Here is a 26,027-nt window from a genome sequence, read left to right on the forward strand (position 1 = left end):
GGGTATGAGTGCAGTAAGAGACACCTTGGACGAATGGCGCGACAGCCTGTTGAACGTTTTGCCCGAGAAGGGCCCCGGCAAGTGGATTCTCTTGGCCGTACTTGTGTACGCGCTGATCATCCTGGTGCTGGCCATTTACTGGAGTGGCACGCCGGATCGTTTCGATCCGCGCGAGAAGGCTGCCGAATACGCCGCGACAGACGGCGGTGAAGTCGTCACCGGTTCAGTGACGACGGCGGCCTTAATGGGTGTGATGGAAACCTTGCTGGACAAACCCGGTGGCTATATCCACAACGATCGTTTCCCGCCCGGCATCTTCCTCGACAACATGCCCAACTGGGAATATGGGGTATTGGTGCAGGTGCGCGATATGTCACGGGCCATGCGCGAGGTGTTCAGCCGCTCGCAGTCGCAGTCTACCGAGGACGCTGACCTCGCGATGGCGGAACCCCGCTATCACTTCGATTCCAACAGCTGGATTCTACCCTCTTCCGAGTCGGAATATCGTGAGGCCCTTTCCTATACCCGCGCCTATTTCACCCGCCTGTCCGACACCGATGATCCCCACGCGCAGTTCTATGCTCGCGCCGACAATCTGCGTTACTGGCTGTCCACCGTGAACACCCGGCTGGGCAGTCTGTCCCAGCGCCTGTCGGCCAGCGTGGGTCAGCGCCGGATCAATACGGATCTGGCGGGCGACACTGCAGCCAGCCAGTCCACCAATGCGCCGGGCGAGGTCGTGGTGAAAACGCCCTGGAATGAGATCGATGATGTGTTCTTCGAGGCCCGCGGTACCACCTGGGCCCTGATCCATTTCCTCAAGGCGGTGGAGGTGGACTTCGCCGATGTGCTGCGCAAGAAGAACGCGCTGGTCAGCCTGCAGCAGATTATTCGTGAGCTGGAAGGCTCTCAGGAGCAGCTGTGGAGCCCGGTGATTCTCAATGGCACCGGGTTTGGTCTGTTTGCCAACCACTCACTGGTGATGGCGTCCTATATCAGCCGGGCAAATGCGGCGATTATCGACTTGCGGGATTTACTACTGCAGGGTTGATGGATTATTGCGCCGAGCTGGGTTCGGCGCATGGGCAGGCCTACTTGGAGCTTTCGTAACGCAGCCGGGTGCCTGTATCCAGGGACAGGCGAATTTCTGTGGCGGACAGTTCCTGCGGGAAGTAAGTGCCCGACAGCTTGGCATCCAGCAAGCTGGACCCTTCCAGATTGGTATTGCGGAAGTCGATGCCGCTGAGGTCCGCGTTGCGGAAGTAGGAATCGCTGAAGTCAAGGCCGTCGGCGTTCATGTTACGCAGATCGCGGCCGCGGTAGTCGCCGCTCTTCAGTTCACCGGTATCCAGCGTGTCGCGTTGCTCGTTAAAACCCTTGATGTCCTCATTGCGCAGGAGCTGGTATAAGGGATCGGGTTTGATCACAGGTTTGTTCATGATAGGTCCTTGTTTACCGTTACCGGCCCATTCAGCGGGCACATAGCTTAATCGCCGACTGGCCCTCAATTCAATAGATGACCGTATCCAACCTCAAAGGTTTTCTGCTCAGCCGCAACTGGCGCGATACCCCCGCCGGTATCGAATTGGAGCTGTGGTTTACCACGGACAAGGGCCCGCTGTGTGCGTTGGTGCAGGGACAGCGCAGTACCTTTTTTCTGTCCAGAGACGAACTCGGCATTGCCGGCCCGCTATTGGAAGGCACGCCCGGGGTGGAGGTGCAGCCGCTGGAGCTGCGTGATTTTGCGCATACGGCGGTAGTGGGTGTGTACTGCCGAAGTTATCGCCAGGCACGGCAATTGGCCGACGCGCTCGAAGAGCGTGGCTGCGAGCCCCTGGAGGCGGATATCAATCCCGTCGACCGCTATTTAATGGAGCGCTTTGTTGCCGGTGGCGTCGAGCTCGCTGGGCACATCACTACCCGGGCAGGGCACCTGTGGGTTGAAAACCCCAAAATCCGCGGCGCCGACTACCAGCCCTCACTGCGGGTGGCCTCCTTTGATATCGAGACTGCCATGGAGGGGGTGCAGCTTTTCTCCATCGGTGTGCATGGCTATGGCGGCGAGGGCCCGGAGCAGCGGCGGGNATTCATGCTCGGCGAGGGCGCAACCCAGGATTACGTGCAGGTCTGTGTTAACCAAGAAGCAGTGCTACAGGCCTTTGTCGACTGGTTGGGCGAGTTCGATCCGGACGTACTAATCGGTTGGAACGTGGTCAACTTCGATACCTGGTACCTGCAGCGCGTGGCGGATGTTTGCAACCGTCGACTGCTGTTGGGCCGCGGCCGCCGGCCGGTGCACTGGCGGGAGCTTGACGAGGAGGGCGAGCGCCGCACGGTGCAGTGTCCGGGCCGGGTAATTCTAGATGGTATTGAGCTGCTGCGTGCGGCCTTCTACCGGTTTGAGAGTTTTTCCCTGGAGAACGTGTCCCGGGAGTTGCTGGGTGAGGGCAAGCTTATTCACAGTCCTGATCGCGGCGAAGAGATCAGCCGCCAGTTTGAGGAAGACAAAACCGCACTGGCGGAATACAACCTCAAGGATTGCGAGCTGGTCTCCCGTATTTTTGAACACACAGATTTGCTGGCCTTCGCCGTCGCCCGCTCGCGCATGACGGGTTTGAACATGGATCGCCTCGGCGGGTCGGTGGCCTCTTTCGACAACCTGTATCTGCCGCGTCTCCACCGCCAGGGTTATGTCGCACCCAATGCCAGTCGCGATCTCACCGCCAGTCCCGGCGGCTTTGTGCTCGATTCTGCGCCGGGCATTTATGACCACGTGCTGGTGCTGGATTTCAAAAGCCTGTATCCGAGTATTATTCGTACGTTTGCCATCGATCCGCTGGGACTGGCGCTGGGTACCCTGCCGGATATCGCCGCTGATGAGACCGTGCCTGGCTTTCTGGAGGCCCGGTTTATCCGCGAGGGTCATATCCTGCCGGGACTAATCGCTCACCTGTGGGCGTTGCGCGATGATGCGCGGGCCGCTGCCGATGCGCCGCTCTCGCAGGCCATTAAGATCATCATGAATTCATTTTACGGTGTCCTCGGATCCACCGGTTGCCGCTTCTTTGATGCGCGGCTGGCAAGCTCTATCACCCGGCGTGGGCACGAGATTATTCAGCGTACCCGCGAGCAGATCGAGGCGGCGGGACACCGGGTGATATACGGTGATACCGACTCCGTTTTCGTGTGGATTCACGAAGCCGCCAATGACGCGGAGGCGGAATCAGCTGGCCGCGATCTGGAGCGCTCGCTGAATCAGTGGTGGCGCGAAACCCTGGTGCAGGAATTCGGCATCGACAGCGTATTGGAACTGGAGTTTGAGACCCACTATCGACGCTTTCTCATGCCGACCATTCGCGGCTCGGATAAGGGCAGTAAGAAGCGCTATGCCGGTGTGGTGCGCAGCGGGGGTGAAGATCGGCTGATCTTCAAGGGGCTGGAGAATGTGCGCACCGACTGGACTCGCCTAGCGCGTGACTTCCAGGAAGAGTTGTACCGCCGGGTATTTGTTGGCGAGCCCTTTGAGGGCTTTGTGCAGCAAACTGCAGCACAGCTCAGGGCCGGCGAACTCGATCAGCAACTGGTGTACCGCAAGCGCTTGCGGCGACGGTTGGATGAATACCAGCGCAATGTGCCGCCCCATGTGCAGGCCGGGCGCTTGTATGAGGCGCGCGGGCTGGAGCCCCCCAGGCGCGGGGCCTGGGTGGAGTATGTGCTGACAACCGCTGGGGCGGAGCCGGCGCAGGCTGCGCTGGCCCCGTTGGACTACGAACAGTACATCGAGCGTCAGCTACAGCCCGTGGCTGACGGAATACTGGGCTTTGTGGGCTCGTCGTTCGACGAGCTCGTCAATAGCCAGATCGGTTTGTTCTAGCCGCCGAAGAATTCGTTGCGCAGGGCGGGGTATTCTTCGGGCTTCAGGCGCGGGCCGTAGTTGGCGACAATCTTGCCGGCGGCCAGGCTGGCAAAGCGGCCGGCGGTGGGGAAATCTTCGCCGCGGGTAATGGCGTACAGGAACGCACCGGCAAACATGTCGCCCGCACCGTTGCTGTCCACCGCGTGTACCTTGTGGGGTGGAATCTCTGCCAGGTTGTCACCGTCGTATGTCAGTGCGCCTTCGGCGCCGCGGGTGATGACAAAGGTGTCCGCTACCTGCTTGAGCTTTTCGATGGCGACCTCGATGTTGTCGGTGTTGCCCCAGCCCAGTGCCTCGGCTTCGTTGCAGAAGATCAGGTTGACGCGCTCGCCAATCATTTCTTGCAGCCCGTCACGGAAGAATTCGACCATGCCTGGATCCGACAGACTGATGGAGGTTTTGACGCCTGCCGCCTCGGCAATTTCGCGGCCGCGAACGGCCGCGGCGCGGCCGGTGGGTGAGGTGACGACATAGCCTTCCATGTAGTAGTACTCGGATTCGCCAATGGCCTGGGCATTGAGCTGGTCGGTGGATAGCGTTTCGCTGATCGACAGGTTGGTGTTCATGCTGCGCTCGGCGTCCGGTGAAATCAGCACCAGGCATTTGCCGGTAACGCCTTCCTCGCGCTCGCCAGTGAGCGCATGGTCGACGCCCGCCGCTTCCAGGTCGGCGATATAGATATCGCCATCGGCGTCGTTGGCCACCTTGCACGACATGAAGGTCGGGTTGCCAAACTGGGCAGTGGCAATCATTGAGTTGCCCGCACTGCCGCCGCTGGCATGGCTGGCCTTGACCAGATGCCCTTCGAGGTGGCCCAGCAGTTCACTCTGGCGGTCGGCGTCGACCAGGGTCATCATGCCCTTCTCGACGTTCATGGCGTCCAGTTCGCTGTCCTCAACCTTGATTTCGGTGTCGACCAGGGCTGCGCCGATTCCATAAGCGGCATATTTTTTCATGGTTACATCATCCTCAGTAAGTTCAGCCGGGTATTATCCGGATTCGTTGATCTATTGAAAGTGGGCTGGTGTACACTCCCGACCCATGGTTAAAACTCGCCGTCTGCTCTTCAAACTCTTTCTCGTGGCCCTGGTTGTCGGTGTCGGCTTCCTGATTTACCTCGACGCCCGTATTACCTCCACGTTTACCGACAAAATGTGGGAACTGCCCGCCAAGGTATACGCCCGCCCCCTGGAATTGTATGTGGGGGCCGAGCTGACCCCGGAGGACCTCGCCTACGAGCTTGAGGTGCTGGGCTACCGCAAGGTGCATCATGCCAGCGGCCCCGGGCAGGTGGCGCGCAATCGCAATCGCTTTGAGGTTTATACCCGCGGCTTCGATTTTCCCGGAGAAAGCGAACCCGCCCGGCGGGTCACGCTCGATCTTGGTGCTACCCGGCTGCAGGGTATTACCAGCAGCGGCGCCCCCGTCGATCTTATGCGCCTGGATCCCGTTCAGATCGGCGGTATTTATCCTTCCCACGGTGAAGACCGACTGCTGATCCGACTTGCTGACGTGCCGGATACGCTGTGGCAGGCGCTTCTTGCCGTGGAAGACCAGGACTTTTATGAGCACTGGGGGTTCTCGGTCTCAGGCATCGCACGTGCGGCCCTCAGCAACCTGCGCTCCGGTCAGGTGGTGGCGGGTGGCAGCACCATTACTCAGCAGTTGGTGAAGAACTACTACCTCACGCCAGAGCGTACTCTGGTGCGCAAACTCACGGAAGTGATCATGGCGGTCCTGCTGGAGCTGCACTATGAGAAAGATCAAATTCTCGAGAGCTACCTGAATGAGGTGTATCTGGGGCAGGAGGGGCCCCGGGCGATTCACGGCTTTGCCCTGGCCGCCCGGCACTATTTTGATACGCCACTGGAGCAACTGGGCCTGCATCAACAGGCGTTGCTGGTGGGAATGATTAAAGGCCCGTCGCTCTACAACCCGCTGCGCAATCCCGAGCGTGCGATGAAGCGCCGCAATGTGGTGCTCGACGTCATGGCCGAGCAGGGGGTGATCTCTGATGAACACGCGCTGGTGGCCAAGGCCATGCCGCTGGGGCTCAACAACGCGCCGCGCATCCGCAACAGCTTCCCCGCCTACCTCGACCTGGTGCGTCGGCAGCTGCGCCGCGACTACCGCGAGGAAGACCTGACTACACTGGGCCTGAGCATATTTACCGCCTTTGATCCGATTTTACAGCGCAAGTTGGAGAGCAGTACTACCGGGGTTCTCAAGGCCATCGATGGCAAGGGCAGTCTGCAGAGCGCGTCGATTGTCACCCGCTTTGACAGCGGTGAAGTCGCCGCGCTGGTTGGTGGGCGCAAGGTCAGTTATGCGGGCTTTAATCGTGCCCTCGACGCGCGCCGCCCGGCGGGCTCGTTGTTGAAACCTGCGGTTTACCTCACCGCGCTGGAGCGCCCGCAGGATTACTCCCTGGCCACCCTGCTGGCGGACGAACCGATCAGCGTGCCGGTGCGCGGCAGCGACGACTGGCAGCCGCGAAATTTTGATCGCCAGGCCCACGGCCAGGTGCCGCTGTATATGGCTTTGGCGAAATCCTACAACCTCGCCACGGCGAGTCTCGGTCTTGAACTGGGTATTGAGAATATTGCCGATATGCTGGCCCGGCTCGGGGTTGAGCGGCCAGTGCCCCAGGTGCCGGCGCTGACCCTGGGTGCCGGCGAGTACTCACCGATGGATATGGCCGCCATGTACCAGACCATTGCGTCCGGTGGGTTCCGCACTCCGCTGCGCAGTATTCGCGATATTGTCGATGCCCGCGGTGAACCGCTGCAGCGCTACGACCTGCAGTACGAGCGTGAGGTGAGCCTGCAGGCGGTCTACCTGCTGCAATACGCCATGCTCGAAGCCATGAAAGAGGGCACGGGCCGCGGCGCCTATCGCGNCNTGCCAGCCAATATGCTGGTGGCTGGCAAGACCGGTACCACCAATGATGGTCGCGATTCCTGGTTTGCCGGTTTCTCCGGGGATCTGCTTGCAGTGACCTGGATGGGCCGCGACGACAATGGCGAAACAGGCTTGACCGGCAGCAGTGGCGCCCTGCGGATCTGGTCGCGCTTTATGGCGGGTGCTTCCCAGCGGTCCCTGGCTTACCGCATGCCCGAGGGTGTGGAGGTCGATTGGGTGGATAGCAGCAACGGTATGATTACCGGCGAGGGCTGTCCCAACGCGGTGCAGATGCCGTTTATTGAAGGCTCGCAACCGCGGGCGCATACCAACTGTGCGCCGCGAACGTCACGCATCAAGGGCTGGTTCCAGTCCATTTTTGATAACTAGCCCGGGGCCGCTGGCTTGTGCGGCCTGTTCGGTTACACTGCATGGCGACTACCGCCTCTTTGGAGTTTGCATTGCGCCACCCTGTCGTTATTGCCCGCGTATTGCTGGGAGCATCTATTGTTGCCCTGGCTGCCTGTGGCACCAACCCGTATTCCCTGCCCAAAATTGAGAGTGGCGAGCCCAGTTATGAAGACACCTCGCCTCGTGAGGCGCCTGAGCCTGCGGCGACTCCGGCGCCGGATTCAAGCACGGGGAGTGGTGGCCACAACGTGTTGATTGACCGGGCGGTGCAGGCGCGCAGCAGTGGCGATGCCGATAGGGCACTGGGGTATTTGCAGCGTGCCCAGCGCATCGATCCCGACGATGCTGAAATTTATCTCGAACTGGCGCGCACCCACGCGGTACTGGGCAATACTGCCCAGGTTAAGGCGGTGGCCGAGCGCGGCCTGCTGTACTGTTCAGGAAGTCGTCAGTGCAATGCGCTTGCGGGGTTTGTTGACTGAGCCGCCAGGTTCAGTCCGAACACACCACATCAAAACCATTGTCGCGGGGCTCAAAAACTAGGTGCTGGTTAATGCACGCGGGTAACTCGCCCACCGAATGGCTGACAAAGATCACCTGGGTGTCGGAGTTTGCGGCGATGTGGTCAATGGCCTGCAGCAACTGGCGCCGGTGCGGGCCGTCCATGCCCAGGGTGGGTTCGTCCAGCAGCAGAATGGCCGGCGACTTCACCATGGCGCGGGCCAGCAGCACGACCCGTTGCAGGCCAAACGACAGCGCATCGAACGATTCGCGCAGGTAATCCGCAAGGCCCAGGGCGGCCAGCCATTGGGTTGCCGTGGCGCGCTGCTCGTCGCCCCAGTCATCGTACAGGCCGACCGAATCGAAAAAGCCCGAGATCACCACTTCCAGCACTTTCATACCCCGGGCAAAGTTGAGGTGTAACTGGTTGTCTAACTGGCCGTACTTCTGTTTGATGTCCCAGATGCTTTCGCCCGAGCCGCGGCGAATACCGAACAGGGTAATGTCCTGGCCATAGGCCTTGTGATTGTCCCCTGTCACCAGGCTGAGCAGGGTGCTCTTGCCACAGCCGTTGGGTCCGGACACCGCGCAGTGCTGGCCCTGCCGGAACGTCCAGTTAACACCGGTCAGTACGTCCAGCTCGCCATAGCTGACATTGACGTCGCGCAGGTGCAGCAACGGAGTATCCGGATTTAGTTGATAGGGTCGCGGCGCGGGCGCTGGCAGTTGCGCCAGCGATGGTAAAGTTGGATTCATCAGTGCCGCCACCCGGGGATCGTTGAGTGTGGTGTTCCTCAGCCCCTCGGTGACAATGGCGCCATCGTCGAGTACCAACAGGTGCGAGATGGATTCGGGAACGTCGCCGGCCTGTCGGCACAACAACACAACTTGTTGGCCCGATTGCAGTAGCTCTTCGAGTGCGGCGCGCATTGCTGCCTGGCTGGCACGGTCGAGCCCATCCATCGGGCTGTCGAGTATGAGCAGTGCCGGTTGCTGCAAAATAGCGGCGACCAACAGACTCTTGCGCATCTCGCCGGTGGAGATATAGCGCAGGCCGCGGTCCAGGATATGGCCGATACCGAGTCGCGTAACCCATTGCGCAAAGGCCTCATCCTCGGCCCTGTCGGCGAGTATTAGGTCGCGTACCAAGGTGCCTGGATCACTCGCATCGGCCCGGGTTTCTGAATCATCGAGCTTGCGATCGCGCTCGATCAGCGCCCGGGTTTGTTCAAAGCAGACATAGGCAACGCCCTGTGCGCCAAGGGTATCAGCAGCAATGAATTCGCCCGAGTAATGTTTGGCCTGGCCGCTGATGATTCTCGCCAGGCTGGTCTTGCCGGCCCCGTTGGGTCCCAACACGGCCCATTGCTCTCCGGCCCCTATGTGCCAATTGACGTCGCGCAGTGCCGGCAAGGCGCGATACACAAGCTGCACCTGGTTTAGTGTGAGTAGGAGAGTACTGGGCATGAAAATTCCTCATCGGCCGCCCTTGTTGCCTTCATTCGGGGCTGGCTTAATATTGCTCGACAATCACTGGAGCTCACAGTGTCCGTACCACTGCTGCAAATGATAGAGACTGGCCTTGCGGGCCATCGCCCTCATCGCCCCTGGCTGCGCCGGCTGCGAAAACGCTCGGCGGTCGCGCTGATTCTCCAGGTGCGCGATGGCGAGCTGCATATCCTAATGATCAAACGCGCAGAAAGGGAGGGGGATCCCTGGTCCGGGCACATGGCATTCCCGGGTGGACGCATGGATAAGGCCGACGCCAATGGCTTTGCGGTGTCCTTGCGTGAGACCGAGGAAGAGGTCGGCCTGCAGCTTGAGCCGAGTGACCGCTGTATCGGCCGGCTCTCGGATATCAATGCCCGGCCCAGTCGTGGTGCCCTGGGCATGATTGTAAGTGCCTTTGTGTTCCGGCTGGACCGCGCGGTGGTGCTGACGCCGAACTACGAGGTGGCCGAAGTGGTGTGGGTGCCACTGGAATTTCTGCTCGACTCGGACAACCGCGAGGAAATGGTCTGGAAGTACAAGAACGTTGAGATCCCCATGCCCTGCTATTTCTACGAGGGGCGACGTATCTGGGGGTTGTCACTCATGATGCTCGATGAGCTCATGGATCTGGTTGAGGGGGATAACCCGAGACGCAAGCGCTGGCGCAAACGTTAGCGCATGTGCCTCGCGTGATTAATCCGCAGCGGTGACGGTGAGCGTTACTTGCCCGAGGCAGGCCCATTGGGCGCGCCAAGCGTGGGCCGCTGACTAATGCCAGATTCGATAACTTCGATGGACTTGCCTGACTGCAGGAACAAGCGGGTCTGTTCTGCGATCGAATCAGATGTCTCTACGGCTGCTGCAGGCTTCTTTTTGGCGTTGCTCTGGCGTGTTGGTTTCCCAGCCATAATGGTCTCCCTGTGTTTGGTATTCTTTATATATAGAGTGGCCGGCGCGGGAGTAATGCCCGCACCTGGCCTTGGGGTGCTTCAGGAAATGACAGTGATGTTCTCTGCCTGGGGGCCTTTCTGACCCTGGGTAACAGTGAACTCAACTTCCTGGCCTTCGACGAGGGTCTTGAAGCCGGAGCCCTGAATGGCACTGAAGTGCGCAAATACATCTGGACCTGATTCCTGCTCCAGGAAGCCAAAGCCCTTGCTCTCGTTAAACCACTTTACTTTACCAGTTGATCTGGACATGAAAATTACCTTCTAGTTACGACATAGATAAATGACCCGCGTGAACGGGAGAAAACTTGAGGGAAAAACTATCTATGTACTGAGGCAGGGAAGGTCGTAAGACGGTTTGCAATCGCGGGACACAAATAAAGAATCAGACAAGCAGGGGGCGGAGTATACAGCTCCGGGCGGTTAAATAATACTCAGATCATGACCGGTTGCTTCATCGGATGCGCGGCTCTCGTGGCAAAAGCCCGTATTTATTCCTCGTCACCGCGCAGAAACGCACGCGTATTCAGCCGCAATTCCCGCAATGCCGGGTCCTCCTGGCTGGCCGCGAGCAGAGCCGCACTATCGGCCTTGCCCGCGACAAAAGCGGCGATCAGTTCCAGTAACACCGGTGTCATTTTGGGCTCATGGTCCCAGCGAGGGGCGTCCACCAGATTGCCGGTAACGGCGTCGCCTTCCCACTTCAACCAGTAGCCGCCGCAGTTGGAAAGCATGTAGTCGCCGACTCGGCCGTAGCTGTAGTTGGGCGTGTTGGGGTTAAAGCCCCCGCTGACCTTTTCGTCGATGCGAGTCAGGGCCATGACCCAGCGACTGTCCACAGGGAAGGTATCTGTTGGCGGCCTGCAGTAGTCTTCATAGGCCAGCCATACGCGCAGTTCCACAGGCGGCAGCGTGCCCCGCAGCACTTGCGCGGTATTCAGGTCGATGGAGTTGCCCTTGGTAGAGGCGACCTCGGCGGCCACCACCAGGTCGGTTTTTGCCTGTACCTCATCAAAGGAACCCTGCCACAGGCATTCACATTCCGCAGCGGCCCACGGTGACAGTGAAGCCAGCGCAACCAGCAGCATGGCGCGTGATATCACTGCAGGGCTCGCGCCGCTTCCAGTGCAAAGTAGGTCAGAATCCCATTGCAGCCAGCGCGCTTGAAGGCCAGCAGTGACTCGAGCATCACCGGCTCACGCTCAAGCCAGCCTTGTTCGAAGGCCGCCTGGTGCATGGCGTACTCGCCGCTTACCTGATAGGCAAAGGTGGGCGCCTTGAGTTCGTCCTTAACGCGTCGGGCGATATCCAGATAGGGCATGCCAGGCTTGACCATAATCATGTCCGCGCCTTCCTGGAGATCCAGGGCGCATTCGTGCAGGGCCTCGTCGGAATTGGCGGGATCCATCTGGTAACTGAACTTGTTGCCGCCTTTGATGTTGCTGGCGGAGCCTACCGCATCGCGGAATGGGCCGTAGTAGCTGGAGGCGTACTTGGCAGCGTAGGCCATGATCAGGGTATTGGGATGGGCCTGCTCTTCCAGCGCGGAGCGAATCGCGCCGATGCGGCCATCCATCATATCCGAGGGCGCTACCACATCGGCCCCGGCGGCGGCGTGGGAGAGGGCCTGTTTCACCAGCACTTCGGTGGTCACATCGTTCAGCACGTAGGCCGCCTCGTCGATAATGCCGTCCTGGCCGTGGGTGGTGAAGGGGTCGAGTGCCACGTCGGTGATAATGCCGAGTTCCGGTAGTGCGTCTTTCAGGGTCTTGACCGTGCGCTGCACCAGACCGTCGGGATTGTAGGCCTCCTCGGCCATCAGCGATTTCTTGTCACTCCCTACCACCGGGAATAGAGCCAGGGCCGGCACGCCGAGGCTGTGCAGCTCTTTTGCCTGCTCCACCAGCAAGTCGGCGCTGAGGCGTTGGATGCCGGGCATGGACGGGATGGCTTCTCGCTCGCCGCTGCCTTCCAACACGAACACGGGGAAAATCAGATCTGCGGGGGTGAGCTGATTCTCCCGCACCAGATCGCGGGCAAAGGCATTGGCGCGCAACCGGCGCATGCGGGTCTGGGGGAAGGGGCCTCGCTGGCTCGAAAAGGACATGTTTGTGCTCCGTTACAGGGCCGCGAATGCACCGCGGGCGGCATCGATGGTGGCGTCGATGTCGGCATCGGTATGTGCGCTGGACATAAAGCCGGCCTCGTAAGAGGCGGGCGCCAGATACACCCCGGCCTCCAGCATCAGGTGGAAAAAGCGGTTAAAGCGTTCGGTGTCGCAAGCCATGACCTGGGCATAGTTGGTCATGCTGCTGGCGTTGGTGAAAAACCCGCCGAACATGGTGCCGCGATGATTGGTGGTGAAGGGTACGCCGGCGCGATCTGCGGCTTCTTGTAGCCCTTCACACAGGCGTGTGGTGTTGGCGAACAGCGGTTCGTAAAATCCATCGGCAGAAATAATGTCCAGGGTCGCCAGGCCCGCGGCCATGGCAATGGGATTGCCCGACAGCGTGCCCGCCTGGTAGACCGGGCCGAGCGGGGCGATCTGTTCCATAATCTCGCGCTTGCCGCCGAAGGCGCCCACGGGCATTCCGCCACCTACCACTTTGCCGAGTGTTGTCAGGTCGGCCTCGACACCAAAGAAACCCTGAGCACCCTGCAGGCCGAAACGAAAACCGGTCATGACTTCGTCGAGGATAAGTACCGCACCGCTGGCGTCACAGCACTCACGCAGTGTCTCGAGGAACCCGGGTTCGGGAGGAATACAATTCATATTGCCCGCAACCGGTTCAACAATCACGCAGGCAATACTGTCGCCGTGCTCAGCGAAGGCTGCGCGCACCCCTTCCGGGTCGTTGTAGGTCAGGGTCATGGTGTGATCCGCCAGTGCCGCGGGGACGCCAGGCGAACTGGGTACGCCCATGGTCAGCGCGCCGGAACCGGCCTTCACCAGCAGTGAATCGGAGTGGCCGTGGTAACAGCCTTCGAATTTGACGATGGTATCGCGGCCGGTATAGCCGCGCGCCAGGCGAATGGCGCTCATGGTGGCTTCAGTGCCGGAGTTGACCATGCGCACCAGGTCCATGCCCGGCATGATCTCGCAGATGCGATCGGCGAGCTGGATCTCGAGTTCGGTGGGGGCGCCGAAACTGAGGCCTTTCTCGCTCTGCTTGATCACCGCCTCGCGCACCGCGGGGTGATTGTGACCCATGATCATGGGGCCCCAGGAGAGTACATAGTCGATGTAGGCCTTGCCCTCGCAATCGTATACCCTGGCGCCGTCGCTGCGGTCGATGAATACCGGCGTGCCGCCCACAGCCTTAAAGGCGCGGACCGGTGAATTAACACCGCCGGGAATGTGCTGACAGGCGCGATCGAAGAGATCTGTAGAACTGCTCATGGGCCGGGAATCCTTGGTCATTGTTGGCCGGGAGGCAAATTATCCGGTGTTGGCAGGAGAATATCCACCAGCGCCGCTGCCCCGTCCAGGCTGTGACTGGCTACAGCTAAAAAGGTTTCAGTACCGCCAGTAGAATCATGGCAAACAGAAAAATCACCGGCACTTCGTTAAACCAGCGGTAAAACACGTGGCTACGGTCGTCGGTGTGCTCGGTAATCGCCTTGACGTAGCGGCCGCACTGCAGGTGGTAGAGCACCAGTGCCAGCATGCAGCTCAGTTTTGCCCACATCCAAACGGTTTGCAGGTAATAGCCGGGGTTGGTGGCCAGCAGGCCAAGCCCGAGCAGAATCACCAGCACCATAAATGGCGTGACAAACCGGTACAGGCGCCGCGCCATGCCCGCGAGTACCTCCCGGGTTTCGTCGCTCTCGGCGGCTGCATAGTTGACGAATATGCGCGGCAGGTAGAACAGGCCGGCAAACCAGCACACCACAAAAATGAGATGGAAGGCTTTAATCCACAGCACGTTGGTTTTCTCCTTATTACAACCTGCCCAGGGTGAATTTTTCAATGGTCTCGCGCGTGACGACGCCGTGCAGTATGCGTTTGCCCGAGGTGCGGCTGCGTTCATACACGCAGGCGATCTCCGCGGTATTGGCGTTAATGCTGTCCAGGGCCTGGCGCAGGCTGGCCTGTACTGGCACGGAAGAGGTGGTCCAGCGCCGAATGCCCGCATCGGTAATATCCACCTGCTCCTCGCTGTCGTCCTCCCGCGGATGTTCGTGCAACCAAGCCAGTAGTTCCGGCCCCTGCACCAGGTAGAGATCTTCCCCTTCACGCGTGACCAGACACCAGGTGGGGTTGAACTCCAGCAGTGGTTCCAAATCCTCGTCAGTGAGCTTCACTGGCACGCGTACTGCGCGATTGTCCATGATGGCTGTGACGTGCGTGCGGTGTAGCAATTGATTGAGGGGGTCGTCGGGGACCACGCGGCGCAGCTGCTTGAGCACCGTCTGGTGAACTGAGCGCTGGCGGAACAGCCCGGTGCCGGTCAATGTGGCCGTTACGATCGCCAGCATGGCTGGCATGCCAATGCTGGTGGTGTGGGTAAGCTCAACCACCGCTAACAGGCCGGCCAAGGGGGCATTGAGTGCGGCGGCCATGCAGGCACCCATACCGATAACTACATACAGCACCGGATCGGAGGCGTGTTCGGGCATGAACTGCATGCCCAGCAGGCCGAGCGCGCCGCCGATGCAGGCGCCGATTAACAGGTTCGGGCCGATAATACCGATGGGCATGCCTGCGCCGGCACTGACGGCAGTTGCCACCAGTTTGGCACCCGCCACCACCAGCAGTGTGAGCAGGGTTAGCTCGCTTTGCAGGGCCATGTATAGGGTATCGTAGCCAATACCCAGAATCTCCGGTGCCGCCATGGCCAGCGCGCCGGTCACCAGCCCGGCCAGGGTAAAGCGGATGGCCACGTTCCAATGGGCCAGGCGGGCGGTGGCTCGGGAAATTTTGCTGAAAGCCACTATGGCGAAGCCGCAGCAGAATCCCAGGAAAATAATGTATGGAATCTCCAGCAGTGAGTTGAGCTCGAGTTCCGGGATGGCGAAAAATACACCGCCGGTGAGCAGTGTGCGGCTGACCGCTGACGCGGATACCGCGGCCAGAATCACCGGGATAAAGCCCACCACCGTGTACTCGGCGATAATCACTTCCATCGCGAAAATCACGCCCGCCAGCGGCGTATTAAAAGCGGCCGCGATGCCGCCGGCAGCGCCACAGGCAATCAGTACCCGCAGACTGTTACTCGGCAGACCCAGTCGCTGGCCCAGCAGGCTGTTAATGGCGCCCCCGAGATGCACGCCAGGGCCTTCACGGCCGCCTGACTGGCCGCTGGCCAGGGCAAAGCTGCCGGCAAAGAACTGCACCACTGCGTTTCGCGCCGGGAGAGCGCCGTAATTGGAGTGCATTTTGCTCAGCACGTGAACAATGCCGGTTTCGCGATCTTCCGGTTTCAGGAAGTGGTAGCAAATACCCAGTAACAGGGCGCCACCAACGGGTAGAGCGAATTGCAGGTGGCGAGGCAGTGCCTCGAAGCCATCGCCGTTATTGCCTACGCCCCATATCAGCGCCAGTTGGCTGATCAGCATTTCAAAGGCGATCACCACCAGGCCCGATGCCAGGCCGGCCACAATGCCGAGCACAGAGTACGCCAACACCGACTCATAGTCGGCCAGCAGGCGTCGGTATTCAGCGATCAGTTTGCGCACGGTCTAAGGATTGGCCCGAAACAAAAATCCAATATTACCAGTTATTTGCGCAGGTAATGCTTCTATAATATTTGGCCCCCGGGAACCGGCGGCAGGCTGCGCCCCGTGGCAGTGAAGATTTCGAGGAAGTAGACACATGGTCAAGGTTGGCATTGTAGGTGGTACCGGTTATACCGGTGTGGAACTGTTGCGCCTGTTGGCGACGCACCCGCAGGCGCAGGTGGTGGCGATCACCTCGCGCGCCGAGAGTGGCCGCCGTGTGGACGACCTGTACCCCAATCTGCGCGGCCATTACGATCTGGCGTTTTCCGAGCCGGATGTCGCTACGCTGGCGGCCTGTGACGTCGTGTTTTTTGCGACCCCGCATAACGTTGCCATGAACATGGTGCCGGAACTGCTCGCCGCCGGTGCCCGCATTGTCGACCTGTCTGCTGACTATCGCATCCGCGACGCTGAGCTGTGGTCGCTGTGGTATGGCGAGCCCCATGCCAGCCCCGATATCCTGCGCCAGGCGGTGTACGGCCTGCCTGAGGTGAACCGCCAGGCTATTGCCGGCGCGCAGTTGGTGGCCTGTCCCGGCTGCTACCCCACTTCTGTGCAGCTGGGATTGATTCCGCTGCTGGCCAAAGGGCTGGTGGACCCAGCGCGACTGATCGCCAGCTCCGCCTCCGGGGTCAGCGGTGCGGGGCGTCAGGGCAAAGTCGACAATATTTTCCCGGAAGTGGCCGACAGCTTTAAAGCTTACGGCGTCGCCGGTCACCGGCACCTACCGGAAATCGAGCAGGGTCTGGGTGATGTGGCAGGTTCAGCGGTACAGCTGACGTTTGTCCCCCACTTACTGCCAATGATCCGCGGTATTCACTCAACTCTGTTTGCCACGTTGCACGAGCCGGGCACTGACCTGCAGGCGCTTTACGAAGAATGGTATGCGGATGAGCCCTTCGTCGACCTGCTGCCCCAGGGGATGTTCCCCCAAACGCGTACGGTCAAAGGTGCAAACCGTTGTCAGATCGGCCTTCAGGTGCCTCAGGACCGCGACACCGTGGTCGTGATGGCGACCATCGACAATCTCGTCAAAGGTGCGTCAGGTCAGGCGATCCAGAACATGAATATCATGCTCGGCCTTCCTGAGATCATGGGCCTGGAGCAGGTCGGGCTGTTGCCCTGATTTGGGCGTGGTCAGCGTACGGGAAAAGCAGCGCCGCTATCGCCGACTGCAGGTGATTGTGGCCACGCTCGCCCTGGCCGTGGTGCTGCTGGCGGGCTTTTATCTTGGTCAACGTGCCGCCTACAGCGGCATGGGGTTGGACCCGGCAACGTATCAGGCTCTCGGTGAAGAGGTGCCGGTTCTGCGTGCCGACGTGGCCCGCCTGGAGGGTGAGCTGGATGTGCAGGAAGCTCGCCATGAAATGGACCAGCAGGCGCTCGAACTGGTGCGTCAGGAAATTGCGGCCCAGAAAGAGCACATCGCCACCCTCGAAGAAGGCCTGAGATTTTACAAAAGTCTGATGGCCCCCGGCGAGATAGCCCAGGGTCTGAGCCTGCGCTCACCGGAACTGGTGGCCCTGGAGCGGGAGGGCCAGTATGCCTATCGTATGGTGGTTCAACAGGAGACGCTCAAGCACTCCCTGCTCAAGGGCTATCTGAGAGTCGAAGTAGAGGGGCAGCTCGACGGCGAGCCGGTGACCATTCCGCTCGCTGAGTTGAGCCCGGACGTGGACTCGGACCGAATCAATCTTCGCTTTCGCTATTTTCAATCGATAGAAGGCCAGCTGACCCTGCCTGAAGGTTTTGTTCCCAGCCAGCTGCGCCTCGCCGCGACGGCCACATCACCGCGCAAAGCGGAAGTGACCGAACTCTTCCTCTGGCAAGTCCAGGCGCGCTTCACCCGCGTCGGTAAATAGTGGTCTGTCCCCCTTTTCTAGAGCCCGGGCCGCTCGTACCGCACAATACCGTGTATGGTGGTATGCCACAGCCGTCCTTCCTGGTCGATCAGTACACCCGAGAACTGGGTGTTAAACCGGCTTGATCCCGTTACCCAGGTGAACTGGGTTTCCCCGGTCGACCAATCAATACCTTCCAACGTCCAGTGGCCGTCTCTGGCGCCGACGGTGTACACCATGTCGGAACCGTTCGAGACCAGCGGCACGCAGTTTACTGAAGAGACGTCTGTGTTTACCCAGGCCACTTGCAGAGCCTGGACCTCAGGATTCCACTCGAATTTCTGCACCCCGTGGGGGGTGAAGTCGGGGTGGTGGCCGGCCAGGCCGATAAACGCACCGTCCGGGGCCTTGCTAATGGGTTTGTTGGCGGGGGCGTTGTTGACCACCAGCGCGCCGTAGCCACCGACGACCACCGATTGCTCGGTCTGCACTTCGGTTTTATCGGCCTGGCCGATATTGGCCGGCAGCATACCGGCGATGCGTCGTGTTGGGGCCTGGGGTAGCTGCTGCCAGTCCTCGGGCATGTCATCGCGCCAGAACAGGGTCAGGTTCATCAGGGTGTCGCCGTCGGTCATCACCACGAACTTGTCCTCTTCGCCAAAGCCCATCAGGCTCATGGTCGAGCCGGTACCCACGTTGACGTTCTCGAAGCGATAGGCTTCACCGGTCGCCGGATCGATAATGTCCTCAAAGGTCACGCTGATATCGCCCTTGTTACTGTAGGGCTCAACCCAGGCGCCATCGGACGGATCTGTAGACAGCTGATCGCCATCCCAAATGACCTTGTGTAGATGTTCCAGCGAGGCGATAAACAGGTTGTTGTTCTTATCAATGGCCGGGGCATTGCGTACCCAGGTCGCTGCACCCTGGCTGCGGCCGATGTCGAGCATATGCTGGTTCCAGGCCTGGGCGACCTCTGCGCCAGTCAGCGCGATCGTGCGGTATTCGGAAAAATCCTGCTTGATCATGACCAGCCAGCCATCATCAGATGACGACACAATCCAGCCATCGTAGGTCATGTTCATGGAATTGAAGCCACCCTTGATCTCCGGGGGCTTCTTCCACTCCCGCAGCAGGGTGATTTCAGAATCGTGTTCGCCGGCATTGACGTCCCCATAGGCCAGGATCGAATCCTTGCCACCCACGTATAGCGTGTTATCCGCACTGAGCATGAAGTAGACGCCTGCGAGGCCGGCGCCGTAGTACTCTTTGGCCACGGGAATGGTACGCAGCAAGGTCAGCAGGCCGGAGTTGGCGAACAGCGGCTGGCTGTCGAGCATGTCGAACAGCTCGTCTGCCTCCTCCTCGCTGTAGAGCTCACCCTTGTTCTGGTAGAGCGGTCCGAAAGTAATCGGGTATTCGGCGATCACGTCCAGTGTGTCGTAGTCCAGTTTGGAGATGCGATCGCCGCCATTGCTCCAGATGACGCGTTTGCCACTCGGGTATTCCGGCGAGATGGCACCACCAAAGTGAGCCGGGCCCAGATGGGTGTAGGTAATGCCGCCATTTTCCACGGTCAGGGCCTCGGTCTTGCCTCGCGGCCCGGCGATATTCACGCCGGTTGACTGTGCTGGATTCACGTGGCCCAGTGGGTATACCGAGTCGGCCAGATGGGGGTTGTGATGCGCAAAGTTGGGGGCGTCCTCGGCGGCACGAGCCACAGCGGCAGGCTTTGCCGTGGGCAGGCTGGCCGCCACGGCGGCAGGATCTCTGCTTGAACAGCCGGATATCACCAATGCGCCGAGGCACAACAGGCAGGCAGATCGAATCAGGTGAGGCGTCATGTGCAGTTCCATAAATTATTGTTGGCCATAATTTGGTCAGGTTACGGCACTTCGCCTGAGGTGGGTATGGCGCTACCGGTCAGCTTTCGCTCACGAGAACGGTCGAAAAAAGTGACTTATCGCCCGGCTTTGTTGGTTTCGGCATGGGTCTGGCGGTAAGCTATCCTGTGTGTACAGGCCATGCATTGCCCCGGCAGGGGTGAGATCCAGTGCCAGAAAGTGTTAAGCGAGGTTTACCCATGTGGGGAAGTAAGAAGAGAAAGTTTGGTTCAGCGTCGGGCACCACGCTCGTGGCGCGGGACACAACCATTGTGGGAGATGTCCATTTCAGCGGTTGTCTGGAAATAGAAGGCATAGTTCAGGGTAATCTGGTGGCCGACGAGGGTAGTAGTGGCGAAGTCAGCGTGGCTGAAAACGGCCGCGTCGAAGGGGAAATTCGCGCACCGGTAGTGGTCATTGACGGCACCGTTGAGGGTGACGTCTTCTCCACCGAACGATTGGAGCTGGCGCCCCGTGGCAGAGTGTTGGGCAACGTTCATTATGCGATGCTGGAGATGGCGGCAGGCTCGGAGGTTAACGGTAGCCTGACCCACTCGGATGCAGTGTCGACCCCCGCTGCTAAACAGCCCGATCCCTTTATCGAGGTGACCGAAATGGGCGCTGATGGTGTGGTCCAGGAGGTGCCGTCGCAAGCGGCGAAAAGTTGACTAAAATAGTCGGTTTTACGATAATAGCGAACGATTTTTAACCCTCAGCGGGTGCCGAGAGCAATGTCTGTAGCAGCTTCATTCAATCCAACCAGTATCAATCTCACGTCAAATGCCGTGCAGAAGGTACAGCAATTGGTGGCCGAGGAAGAGAACACCGCACTCAAATTGCGGGTGTATATCACCGGTGGCGGCTGCTCCGGTTTCCAGTATGGATTCTCCTTTGATGAGGACGTTGCCGAGGACGATACTGCGATCACTGAGGAAGGTGTAACCCTGCTTGTGGATCCTATGAGCTTCCAGTACCTGGTGGGTTCCACGGTTGATTACACTGAGGGCCTGGAAGGTTCGCGCTTTATTATCGAAAACCCCAACGCCACCACCACCTGTGGTTGCGGTGCATCGTTCTCCATCTAGGAACGCCTGCGATGAATCACGCCCGGCAGTGCTTGTTTGTACTGCTGGGCTTTTTTTTGGCCGTGCAATCGCTCGCCCAGGGGGGCAGCGATGAGGCGGTGCGTTATGTGGCCGAGATTGAGTTGCAAACCGAGGCCGATCTGGGCGAAATGCTCGGCCGAGCCGACTCCTTGTTTGCCGCCGGTGAATTGACCCAGGAGCAGGGCGCGCCACTGACCATTGTTTTGCACGGGCCGGTGTTGCGCAGCCTGTTGCGTGATAACTACCTGCAGAGTAAGGCCGTGGTGGATCAGGCGGCGAGTCTGAGCGCGCTGGGTATAGTTGAATTCAAGGCTTGCCGCTCCTGGATGGGCAAGAACGGCGTCGATGAAACAGGTCTGCAGCCCTTCGTTGAAACTGTCTTTTATGGCGCTAGTGAAGTCCAGCGGCTGATTCGCGAGCAGGGCTACCTGGTCTTCTAAGCTCCTGGCCCTCAGCCGGCCGGGTATATTCCTCCCAGAATCCGCTCCCCCTGTGCGCCGGTGACCTGCGCGGCGTTGCCGCTCTGGTGATTGAGGGTGCGATACGCCAGCCACCCAAACAGCGCGGCTTCCACCCAATCCGGATCAATGCCTAGAGCCGCGGTGTCAGTGACCTGCGCATTGGGTAAGTGCCCGGCAAGGCGCCGGCGCAACTCGGCGTTATGGGCGCCGCCGCCGCAGAGATACACCTCGGTGGTGGCGGGTTGTTCCCCGGTAATCGCCGCGGCAATAGAACGCGCCGTAAATTCACACAAGCTGGCTTGCACATCGACCTGTGTTGTTCCGGAATGTCCCTCTAATTGGCTGTCCAGCCACGCAAGGTTAAACGCCTCTTTCCCTGTGCTACGTGCACCCTTTAGCTGGAAATACTCGTGTGCTAACAGGCCTTCTAGCAGTGCCTCCTGAGCCTGCCCCTGGGCCGCCCAGGCGCCGTCGCGATCGAAGTGGCCATCGCGGTGACGCTGGTGCCAGTGATCCATCAAGGTGTTGCCCGGCCCGGTGTCAAAGCCGGCCACCAATCGGGTGCCGTCGAGCAGGCTGACATTGGCGATGCCGCCGATATTTACGATCGCCCGCTGTGTTTCAGTTGCGCCGAAGGCCAGCGCGTGAAAAGCGGGCGCCAGCGGGGCGCCCTCGCCGCCGGCGGCCATATCCCGGCGCCGAAAATCGGCCACGGTGGTGATTCCCGTAAGTTCGGCAATCGTATTCGGGTCGCCTGCTTGTAGGGTAAACGCGTATTCACCGTGGCCCGCAGATGGCGGCCGATGGCGCAGGGTCTGGCCGTGGCTGCCGATAGCCCTGATGTCGCCGGCAGCGATATTGGCGTCGGTCAGTAATTGTGTCGCAGCCCGGGCAAACAGCTGGCCCAGGGCCCGGTCGAGCCGGCCTAGTTGCTCTATCTCGTCTTTGCCGCTGTGGCTGAGGGTGTGAATCTGTTCCCGCAGCCCGGCGGGAATGGCTTCTTCATGGGTGTGAACCAGGCGGGTACCCTGTTCGCTGCACGCCACGATGGCGGCGTCTATGGCATCCATACTGGTGCCCGACATCAGCCCCAGGTAAAGCCCTTCGGCCACTGCCTCAGCCCCGGTCGTCGGCTTCGGCCGCGGCGAGGGCCAGTTGAGTGTCTGTAGTGGTCTGCAATTGCGCCAATTGCTGGGCGATTGGCTCGATGGCGGCTTTGAAGCGCGGCAACTCGTCCGTGGGCAGGGATTTCGCCTTGGGCAGCTTTTTGTGGATGGTGCGCGGATTGCGATGCACACCGTTCATCAGGAACTCATAGTGCAGGTGTGGCCCGGTGGCGGCACCCGTCATGCCCACGGTGCCGATGACCTGCCCCTGACTGACGCGCTGGCCCTTTTTGGCATGTCGCTTGTGCAGGTGCAGGTACTTGGTTTCAAACTGCTCACCGTGCTGAATAAAAACGTAGTTGCCATTGGCTTTGCTGTAGCCTGCCTTCACTACCCGGCCATCGCCCGCGGCATAAACCGGGGTGCCCGTGGGGGCGGCATAGTCAGTACCTCGGTGGGGTCTGGCAGTTTTGTAGATCGGGTGTATCCGGGCCGGATTGAAGTTGGAGCTGATGCGGGTGAAATCCACGGGGGCCAGCAGGAAGGCCTTGCGCATGCTAACCCCGTCGGCGTTGTAGTAGCCGGTTTCGCCGTGGACATCCACGTAGCGATAGGCCGTGAACATTTTGCCCTGGTTATTGTAAGAGGCAGCAATAATGTCGCCGTCGTCGAACTTGGTACCATCGAGCAGGTGTTCCTCAAACACCAGGTTCATCGTATCGCCCTTACGTGGATCGCCGACAAAATCGATGACACCGCCGAAGATATTGGCCATTTCCATGATCGTGGTTTGCGACAGCCCGGCTTCCTGACCTGCCATAAACAGTGACGAGGTAATGACGCCGGAAGCGGTTGAGCGCACCACCTCTGGTTCTCGTTCGAGGATCTCGCTGGTATAGGTGTCGCCATCGAGGCGATACAGCACGGTCTCGAGGCGCGATTTCACGTGCTTGACGCCGGCCAGCTCGCCGTTGTTACCGGCCTGGAAGGCGATCGTCTGGCCGGGGTGGATCCTGGCCAGGCCCTTGCCGTGCTCTGGTTCAGTAACAACCCGGTGGACGTCGCGCTTGGTATAGCCGGCGCGTTCAAAAATCAGCGACAGGTTGTCGCCGCTGCGCACTTTATCTTCCACCCAGGGTGCTTCTGCGGGCAGTGCCGGTGCGGGCGGAGCAGGCGCAACTTCTGGCGAGGCAATTTCAGGTGCCGTAACTGGCTCTAGGGTGGCGACATCCTGCGATTCGGGCGCGGATTCGTCGTTGCCGCTCAGGCCAAGGCCAATAGCCAGACAACCGGCTACCGCCAGCCCCAGTGTCAGGTGGTTGCGCTTAACTTTGACGGTCGGCAATGCCCACCGCGACAGGGGTGCTTTGGGTTCGCGAATTGCAGTGGCGCCCCGTGGCCGCTTCGCTCCTGGCATGGTCTGTCAGAATTTCCAGTTATATCGAGCTGCCAGTATATTAAATAATCAACAACTTCTATAGCGAAGACTGGCGGAAGCTTGCATTTGAAGGTCGGTGTTGTATGGTTGGCGCCCGTTTTTTAGCCACCTGAGAAGGCCCCAATGAATAGTGCACTGCTTGACGATCTCCGCGCTCGCGGATTGATATTCCAGATTGCCGGTGAGGACGCCCTCGCCGACTGGTTAGATGGCGGATCGCGCACCCTTTATTGTGGCTTTGATCCCACGGCAGACAGCCTGCATATCGGTTCGCTGGTGCCGCTGCTGATGCTGCGCCGCTTCCAGCAGGCCGGTCACAAGCCCCTGGCCCTGGTCGGTGGAGCCACTGGCCTCATCGGTGACCCGAGCTTCAAGGCGGCAGAGCGCCAGCTCAATACGCCCGATGTTGTGGGCGGTTGGGTCGAAAAGCTCAAGCAGCAGGTGTCCCAGTTTATCGACTTTGAGGCGGGCGATGCCTCCGCGGAAGTGGTTAACAACCTCGATTGGACGGCGGATGTGGATGTGCTCACCTTCCTGCGTGATGTGGGCAAGCACTTCTCGGTGAATGCCATGATCCAGAAAGAGTCGGTGAAACAGCGCATTGAGCGTGAGGGCAGTGGCATTAGCTTCACCGAATTCACCTATATGATTTTGCAGTCCTACGACTTTGCCGAGCTTAACAAGCGCCACGGTTGTTCCCTGCAGATTGGCGGCTCCGACCAGTGGGGTAATATCACCGGTGGTATCGACCTGACCCGGCGCATGCATGGCGAGCAGGTATTCGGTCTGACCATGCCACTGATAACCAAGTCTGATGGCACCAAGTTCGGCAAGACCGAGTCTGGCACCATCTGGCTCTCTGCGAACAAGACCTCGCCCTATGGTTTTTACCAGTTCTGGTTGGGCTGTGCTGATGCCGATGTCTACCGGTTCCTGAAATACTTTACCTTCCTCGATGTTGCCGAGATCGATGCGCTTGAAAAGGCCGATGCAGAGCGCCAGGGCAGGCCCGAGGCGCAAAGCGTGTTGGCCCGTGAGGTTACCCGCCTCGTGCATGGTGATGAGGGGCTGGCAGCAGCCGAGCGAATTACCGAGAGCCTGTTCAGTGGCTCGATAGAGGGGCTGTCCGAGAGCGATCTCGACCAGTTGCGTCTCGATGGGCTGCCTTCCAGTGCTGTAGCGCGCAGTGAGTTTCCTGAGACCGTGACCCAGTTGCTCACGGAGGCCGGCATGGCATCCTCAGGTAAGCAGGTGAAAGACGCGCTGGGCCGCAATGCGGTACTGGTAAACAATCAGGCGATTGGCTGGGAGCAAAATGCCGATGTGGCAGCGTGCTTTACCTCTGATGCAGCCCGGTTTGGGCGTTACTATCTGGTTAAGTTGGGTAAAAAGAAGTATCACCTGTTCGAAATTGCCTGATCGTTGCTGCGGGTCGGACCGCGGCGCGCTTTGCCAAGCGCCTTTGAGGCGCTCAAATGGTCGAAAAACGATCGTTTGAAATGGCAAAAATCCACATTCGATAATTAATTTGAAAAAGTGCTTGCGCAGCCACTGCTGGCTACGTATAGTTCGCGTCCCTCGAGTGACGACGGCGCCAAAAACGCTCTCGGATTTCACCCGAAAACCCAAGGTTTTTCATAAGCTTAGGGTGAAAAGGTGAGATATTTGCTCAGGGCAGTCAAGGCAACATTTTTTCAAAAAGTGCTTGCCAATCGGAAGGCCGGCTGTATAATGCGCCTCCACTGTTTCGGGGATGACCCGGGACAAAATCCCAACCCTGGCGGTTCGGGAGTTGCTTAACAAGAAGACGAAGACAGATGTGTGGGCACTTGTTGGGATAGTTGTACACGACTATTCAGACACAACAAGTGACCATTGATTCATAAGTTTTATGGAACATTGATTTCGAATTGTGTCTGAGCCGAGATTTGATTGTTATCGCGAGGTAATCGCGCAAACAATCCCTCTTACAGCCGGTAAGGTGTAGAGGTAAAAGATTTAAACTGAAGAGTTTGATCATGGCTCAGATTGAACGCTGGCGGCAGGCCTAACACATGCAAGTCGAGCGAGAAAGCACTTCGGTGTGAGTACAGCGGCGGACGGGTGAGTAACGCGTAGGAATCTACCCAGTAGTGGGGGACAACAGTCGGAAACGGCTGCTAATACCGCATACGCCCTACGGGGGAAAGCGGGGGACCTTCGGGCCTCGCGCTATTGGATGAGCCTGCGTAAGATTAGCTAGTTGGTGAGGTAAAGGCTCACCAAGGCGACGATCTTTAGCTGGTCTGAGAGGATGATCAGCCA

General features: G+C 59.6%; 24 protein-coding genes and 1 rRNA gene. 12 read left to right on the plus strand and 13 right to left on the minus strand.

From position 1 onward, the window contains the following. Window positions 1-4 precede the first annotated feature (4 nt). Window positions 5-1,051 carry a DUF2333 family protein gene (locus A3709_RS10080; RefSeq protein WP_066053834.1) on the plus strand — a complete coding sequence of 349 codons (1,047 nt, stop codon included), beginning with the start codon at window positions 5-7 and terminating at the stop codon, window positions 1,049-1,051. A 40-nt stretch (window positions 1,052-1,091) separates the two neighbouring features. Here the strand turns inward: A3709_RS10080 and A3709_RS10085 are convergent, their stop codons facing one another. Further along, window positions 1,092-1,439 (minus strand): pentapeptide repeat-containing protein, encoded by a 348-nt coding sequence (locus tag A3709_RS10085; protein WP_066053838.1) that lies wholly within the window; start codon window positions 1,437-1,439, stop codon window positions 1,092-1,094. Window positions 1,440-1,516: 77 nt separating this feature from the next. On the opposite strand from A3709_RS10085, the gene A3709_RS10090 reads away from it, so the two are divergent. After that, complete coding sequence (locus A3709_RS10090) at window positions 1,517-3,874, plus strand: DNA polymerase II (protein WP_066053840.1); 2,358 nt, start codon at window positions 1,517-1,519, stop codon at window positions 3,872-3,874. On the opposite strand, the gene A3709_RS10095 is transcribed toward A3709_RS10090, so the two are convergent. Then, on the minus strand, window positions 3,871-4,872 hold the full coding sequence (locus tag A3709_RS10095) for an adenosine kinase (protein ID WP_066053843.1): 1,002 nt from the start codon (window positions 4,870-4,872) through the stop codon (window positions 3,871-3,873). The two genes, A3709_RS10090 and A3709_RS10095, sit on opposite strands and share 4 nt — an antisense overlap. A gap of 85 nt (window positions 4,873-4,957) precedes the next feature. Here A3709_RS10095 and mrcB point away from each other — a divergent pair, with 85 nt between their 5' ends. Together mrcB and A3709_RS10105 are read left to right on the plus strand one after the other, a co-directional pair. After that, entirely contained in the window at window positions 4,958-7,207 is a 2,250-nt protein-coding gene (mrcB, locus tag A3709_RS10100) for a penicillin-binding protein 1B (protein ID WP_066053845.1), read from the plus strand. A gap of 41 nt (window positions 7,208-7,248) precedes the next feature. Beyond that, on the plus strand, window positions 7,249-7,710 hold the full coding sequence (locus A3709_RS10105; RefSeq protein ID WP_082850042.1) for a lipopolysaccharide assembly protein LapB: 462 nt from the start codon (window positions 7,249-7,251) through the stop codon (window positions 7,708-7,710). 10 nt (window positions 7,711-7,720) lie between these two features. Here the strand turns inward: A3709_RS10105 and A3709_RS10110 are convergent, their stop codons facing one another. Then, window positions 7,721-9,196, minus strand: a complete 1,476-nt coding sequence (locus A3709_RS10110) for an ATP-binding cassette domain-containing protein (RefSeq protein WP_066053851.1) — start codon at window positions 9,194-9,196, stop codon at window positions 7,721-7,723. Window positions 9,197-9,274: 78 nt separating this feature from the next. Here A3709_RS10110 and A3709_RS10115 point away from each other — a divergent pair, with 78 nt between their 5' ends. Next, a complete protein-coding gene (locus tag A3709_RS10115) occupies window positions 9,275-9,895 on the plus strand; it encodes a CoA pyrophosphatase (RefSeq protein WP_231871160.1) in 621 nt (206 codons plus the stop codon). A 44-nt stretch (window positions 9,896-9,939) separates the two neighbouring features. On the opposite strand, the gene A3709_RS10120 is transcribed toward A3709_RS10115, so the two are convergent. The 7 genes from A3709_RS10120 to A3709_RS10150 all read right to left on the minus strand — a co-directional run bounded on the left by A3709_RS10120 (window position 9,940) and on the right by A3709_RS10150 (window position 15,846). Beyond that, complete coding sequence (locus A3709_RS10120) at window positions 9,940-10,128, minus strand: hypothetical protein (RefSeq protein ID WP_066053855.1); 189 nt, start codon at window positions 10,126-10,128, stop codon at window positions 9,940-9,942. Window positions 10,129-10,209: 81 nt separating this feature from the next. Next, window positions 10,210-10,419, minus strand: a complete 210-nt coding sequence (locus A3709_RS10125) for a cold-shock protein (protein ID WP_066053858.1) — start codon at window positions 10,417-10,419, stop codon at window positions 10,210-10,212. A 239-nt stretch (window positions 10,420-10,658) separates the two neighbouring features. Then, complete coding sequence (locus A3709_RS10130; RefSeq protein WP_231871161.1) at window positions 10,659-11,270, minus strand: delta-aminolevulinic acid dehydratase; 612 nt, start codon at window positions 11,268-11,270, stop codon at window positions 10,659-10,661. Continuing rightward, window positions 11,267-12,274 carry a porphobilinogen synthase gene (gene hemB, locus A3709_RS10135; RefSeq protein WP_066053860.1) on the minus strand — a complete coding sequence of 336 codons (1,008 nt, stop codon included), beginning with the start codon at window positions 12,272-12,274 and terminating at the stop codon, window positions 11,267-11,269. Before hemB ends, A3709_RS10130 begins: the two co-directional genes overlap by 4 nt. Window positions 12,275-12,286: 12 nt before the next feature. Then, entirely contained in the window at window positions 12,287-13,567 is a 1,281-nt protein-coding gene (gene hemL, locus A3709_RS10140) for a glutamate-1-semialdehyde 2,1-aminomutase (protein WP_066053863.1), read from the minus strand. A 106-nt stretch (window positions 13,568-13,673) separates the two neighbouring features. After that, window positions 13,674-14,093, minus strand: a complete 420-nt coding sequence (locus tag A3709_RS10145; protein WP_066053866.1) for a CopD family protein — start codon at window positions 14,091-14,093, stop codon at window positions 13,674-13,676. A gap of 16 nt (window positions 14,094-14,109) precedes the next feature. Next, a complete protein-coding gene (locus tag A3709_RS10150) occupies window positions 14,110-15,846 on the minus strand; it encodes a chloride channel protein (protein WP_066053869.1) in 1,737 nt (578 codons plus the stop codon). A gap of 136 nt (window positions 15,847-15,982) precedes the next feature. Between A3709_RS10150 and argC the strand changes: the two genes are divergently transcribed. Together argC and A3709_RS10160 are read left to right on the plus strand one after the other, a co-directional pair. Continuing rightward, window positions 15,983-17,014: an N-acetyl-gamma-glutamyl-phosphate reductase gene (argC, locus tag A3709_RS10155; protein ID WP_066053872.1), complete on the plus strand. Its 1,032-nt coding sequence runs from the start codon at window positions 15,983-15,985 to the stop codon at window positions 17,012-17,014. A gap of 7 nt (window positions 17,015-17,021) precedes the next feature. After that, complete coding sequence (locus A3709_RS10160; RefSeq protein ID WP_156507654.1) at window positions 17,022-17,750, plus strand: DUF6776 family protein; 729 nt, start codon at window positions 17,022-17,024, stop codon at window positions 17,748-17,750. Between the two features lie 17 nt (window positions 17,751-17,767). On the opposite strand, the gene A3709_RS10165 is transcribed toward A3709_RS10160, so the two are convergent. Next, a complete protein-coding gene (locus A3709_RS10165; RefSeq protein WP_066053879.1) occupies window positions 17,768-19,573 on the minus strand; it encodes a hypothetical protein in 1,806 nt (601 codons plus the stop codon). Between the two features lie 239 nt (window positions 19,574-19,812). On the opposite strand from A3709_RS10165, the gene A3709_RS10170 reads away from it, so the two are divergent. The 3 genes from A3709_RS10170 (at window position 19,813) to A3709_RS10180 (ending at window position 21,158) form a co-directional block, all read left to right on the plus strand. Next, window positions 19,813-20,280 carry a polymer-forming cytoskeletal protein gene (locus A3709_RS10170; protein WP_082850044.1) on the plus strand — a complete coding sequence of 156 codons (468 nt, stop codon included), beginning with the start codon at window positions 19,813-19,815 and terminating at the stop codon, window positions 20,278-20,280. Between the two features lie 63 nt (window positions 20,281-20,343). Continuing rightward, entirely contained in the window at window positions 20,344-20,697 is a 354-nt protein-coding gene (gene erpA, locus A3709_RS10175) for an iron-sulfur cluster insertion protein ErpA (RefSeq protein ID WP_066053882.1), read from the plus strand. 11 nt (window positions 20,698-20,708) lie between these two features. Beyond that, window positions 20,709-21,158: a hypothetical protein gene (locus A3709_RS10180; RefSeq protein WP_066053885.1), complete on the plus strand. Its 450-nt coding sequence runs from the start codon at window positions 20,709-20,711 to the stop codon at window positions 21,156-21,158. Window positions 21,159-21,169: 11 nt separating this feature from the next. Here A3709_RS10180 and A3709_RS10185 read toward each other — a convergent pair whose 3' ends face one another. Next, complete coding sequence (locus tag A3709_RS10185; protein ID WP_156507655.1) at window positions 21,170-22,291, minus strand: anhydro-N-acetylmuramic acid kinase; 1,122 nt, start codon at window positions 22,289-22,291, stop codon at window positions 21,170-21,172. Between the two features lie 4 nt (window positions 22,292-22,295). Continuing rightward, the gene (locus A3709_RS10190) at window positions 22,296-23,702 is read right to left on the minus strand and encodes a peptidoglycan DD-metalloendopeptidase family protein (protein WP_082850045.1); all 1,407 of its coding nucleotides are present in this window, start codon (window positions 23,700-23,702) and stop codon (window positions 22,296-22,298) included. A gap of 144 nt (window positions 23,703-23,846) precedes the next feature. On the opposite strand from A3709_RS10190, the gene tyrS reads away from it, so the two are divergent. Both tyrS and A3709_RS10200 read left to right on the plus strand, forming a co-directional pair. Next, window positions 23,847-25,142, plus strand: coding sequence for a tyrosine--tRNA ligase (gene tyrS, locus A3709_RS10195; RefSeq protein ID WP_066053888.1), 1,296 nt, complete (start codon window positions 23,847-23,849; stop codon window positions 25,140-25,142). A gap of 581 nt (window positions 25,143-25,723) precedes the next feature. After that, window positions 25,724-26,027: ribosomal RNA gene (locus A3709_RS10200) — 16S ribosomal RNA — on the plus strand; the annotation flags it as partial.

This window comes from Halioglobus sp. HI00S01 (assembly GCF_001635445.1).
In the GTDB taxonomy this organism is placed as follows: domain Bacteria; phylum Pseudomonadota; class Gammaproteobacteria; order Pseudomonadales; family Halieaceae; genus Halioglobus; species Halioglobus japonicus.

Coding starts and splice junctions, on each gene's coding strand:
- erpA (WP_066053882.1), top strand. CDS start 20,344: ATGTCTGTAGCAGCTTCATTCAATCCAACCAGTATCAATCTCACGTCA.
- A3709_RS10170 (WP_082850044.1), top strand. CDS start 19,813: ATGTGGGGAAGTAAGAAGAGAAAGTTTGGTTCAGCGTCGGGCACCACG.
- A3709_RS10085 (WP_066053838.1), bottom strand. CDS start 1,439: ATGAACAAACCTGTGATCAAACCCGATCCCTTATACCAGCTCCTGCGC.
- A3709_RS10105 (WP_082850042.1), top strand. CDS start 7,249: ATGGCGACTACCGCCTCTTTGGAGTTTGCATTGCGCCACCCTGTCGTT.
- tyrS (WP_066053888.1), top strand. CDS start 23,847: ATGAATAGTGCACTGCTTGACGATCTCCGCGCTCGCGGATTGATATTC.
- A3709_RS10095 (WP_066053843.1), bottom strand. CDS start 4,872: ATGAAAAAATATGCCGCTTATGGAATCGGCGCAGCCCTGGTCGACACC.
- A3709_RS10080 (WP_066053834.1), top strand. CDS start 5: ATGAGTGCAGTAAGAGACACCTTGGACGAATGGCGCGACAGCCTGTTG.
- A3709_RS10125 (WP_066053858.1), bottom strand. CDS start 10,419: ATGTCCAGATCAACTGGTAAAGTAAAGTGGTTTAACGAGAGCAAGGGC.
- A3709_RS10120 (WP_066053855.1), bottom strand. CDS start 10,128: ATGGCTGGGAAACCAACACGCCAGAGCAACGCCAAAAAGAAGCCTGCA.
- A3709_RS10165 (WP_066053879.1), bottom strand. CDS start 19,573: ATGACGCCTCACCTGATTCGATCTGCCTGCCTGTTGTGCCTCGGCGCA.
- A3709_RS10190 (WP_082850045.1), bottom strand. CDS start 23,702: ATGCCAGGAGCGAAGCGGCCACGGGGCGCCACTGCAATTCGCGAACCC.
- A3709_RS10110 (WP_066053851.1), bottom strand. CDS start 9,196: ATGCCCAGTACTCTCCTACTCACACTAAACCAGGTGCAGCTTGTGTAT.
- hemB (WP_066053860.1), bottom strand. CDS start 12,274: ATGTCCTTTTCGAGCCAGCGAGGCCCCTTCCCCCAGACCCGCATGCGC.
- A3709_RS10180 (WP_066053885.1), top strand. CDS start 20,709: ATGAATCACGCCCGGCAGTGCTTGTTTGTACTGCTGGGCTTTTTTTTG.
- hemL (WP_066053863.1), bottom strand. CDS start 13,567: ATGAGCAGTTCTACAGATCTCTTCGATCGCGCCTGTCAGCACATTCCC.
- argC (WP_066053872.1), top strand. CDS start 15,983: ATGGTCAAGGTTGGCATTGTAGGTGGTACCGGTTATACCGGTGTGGAA.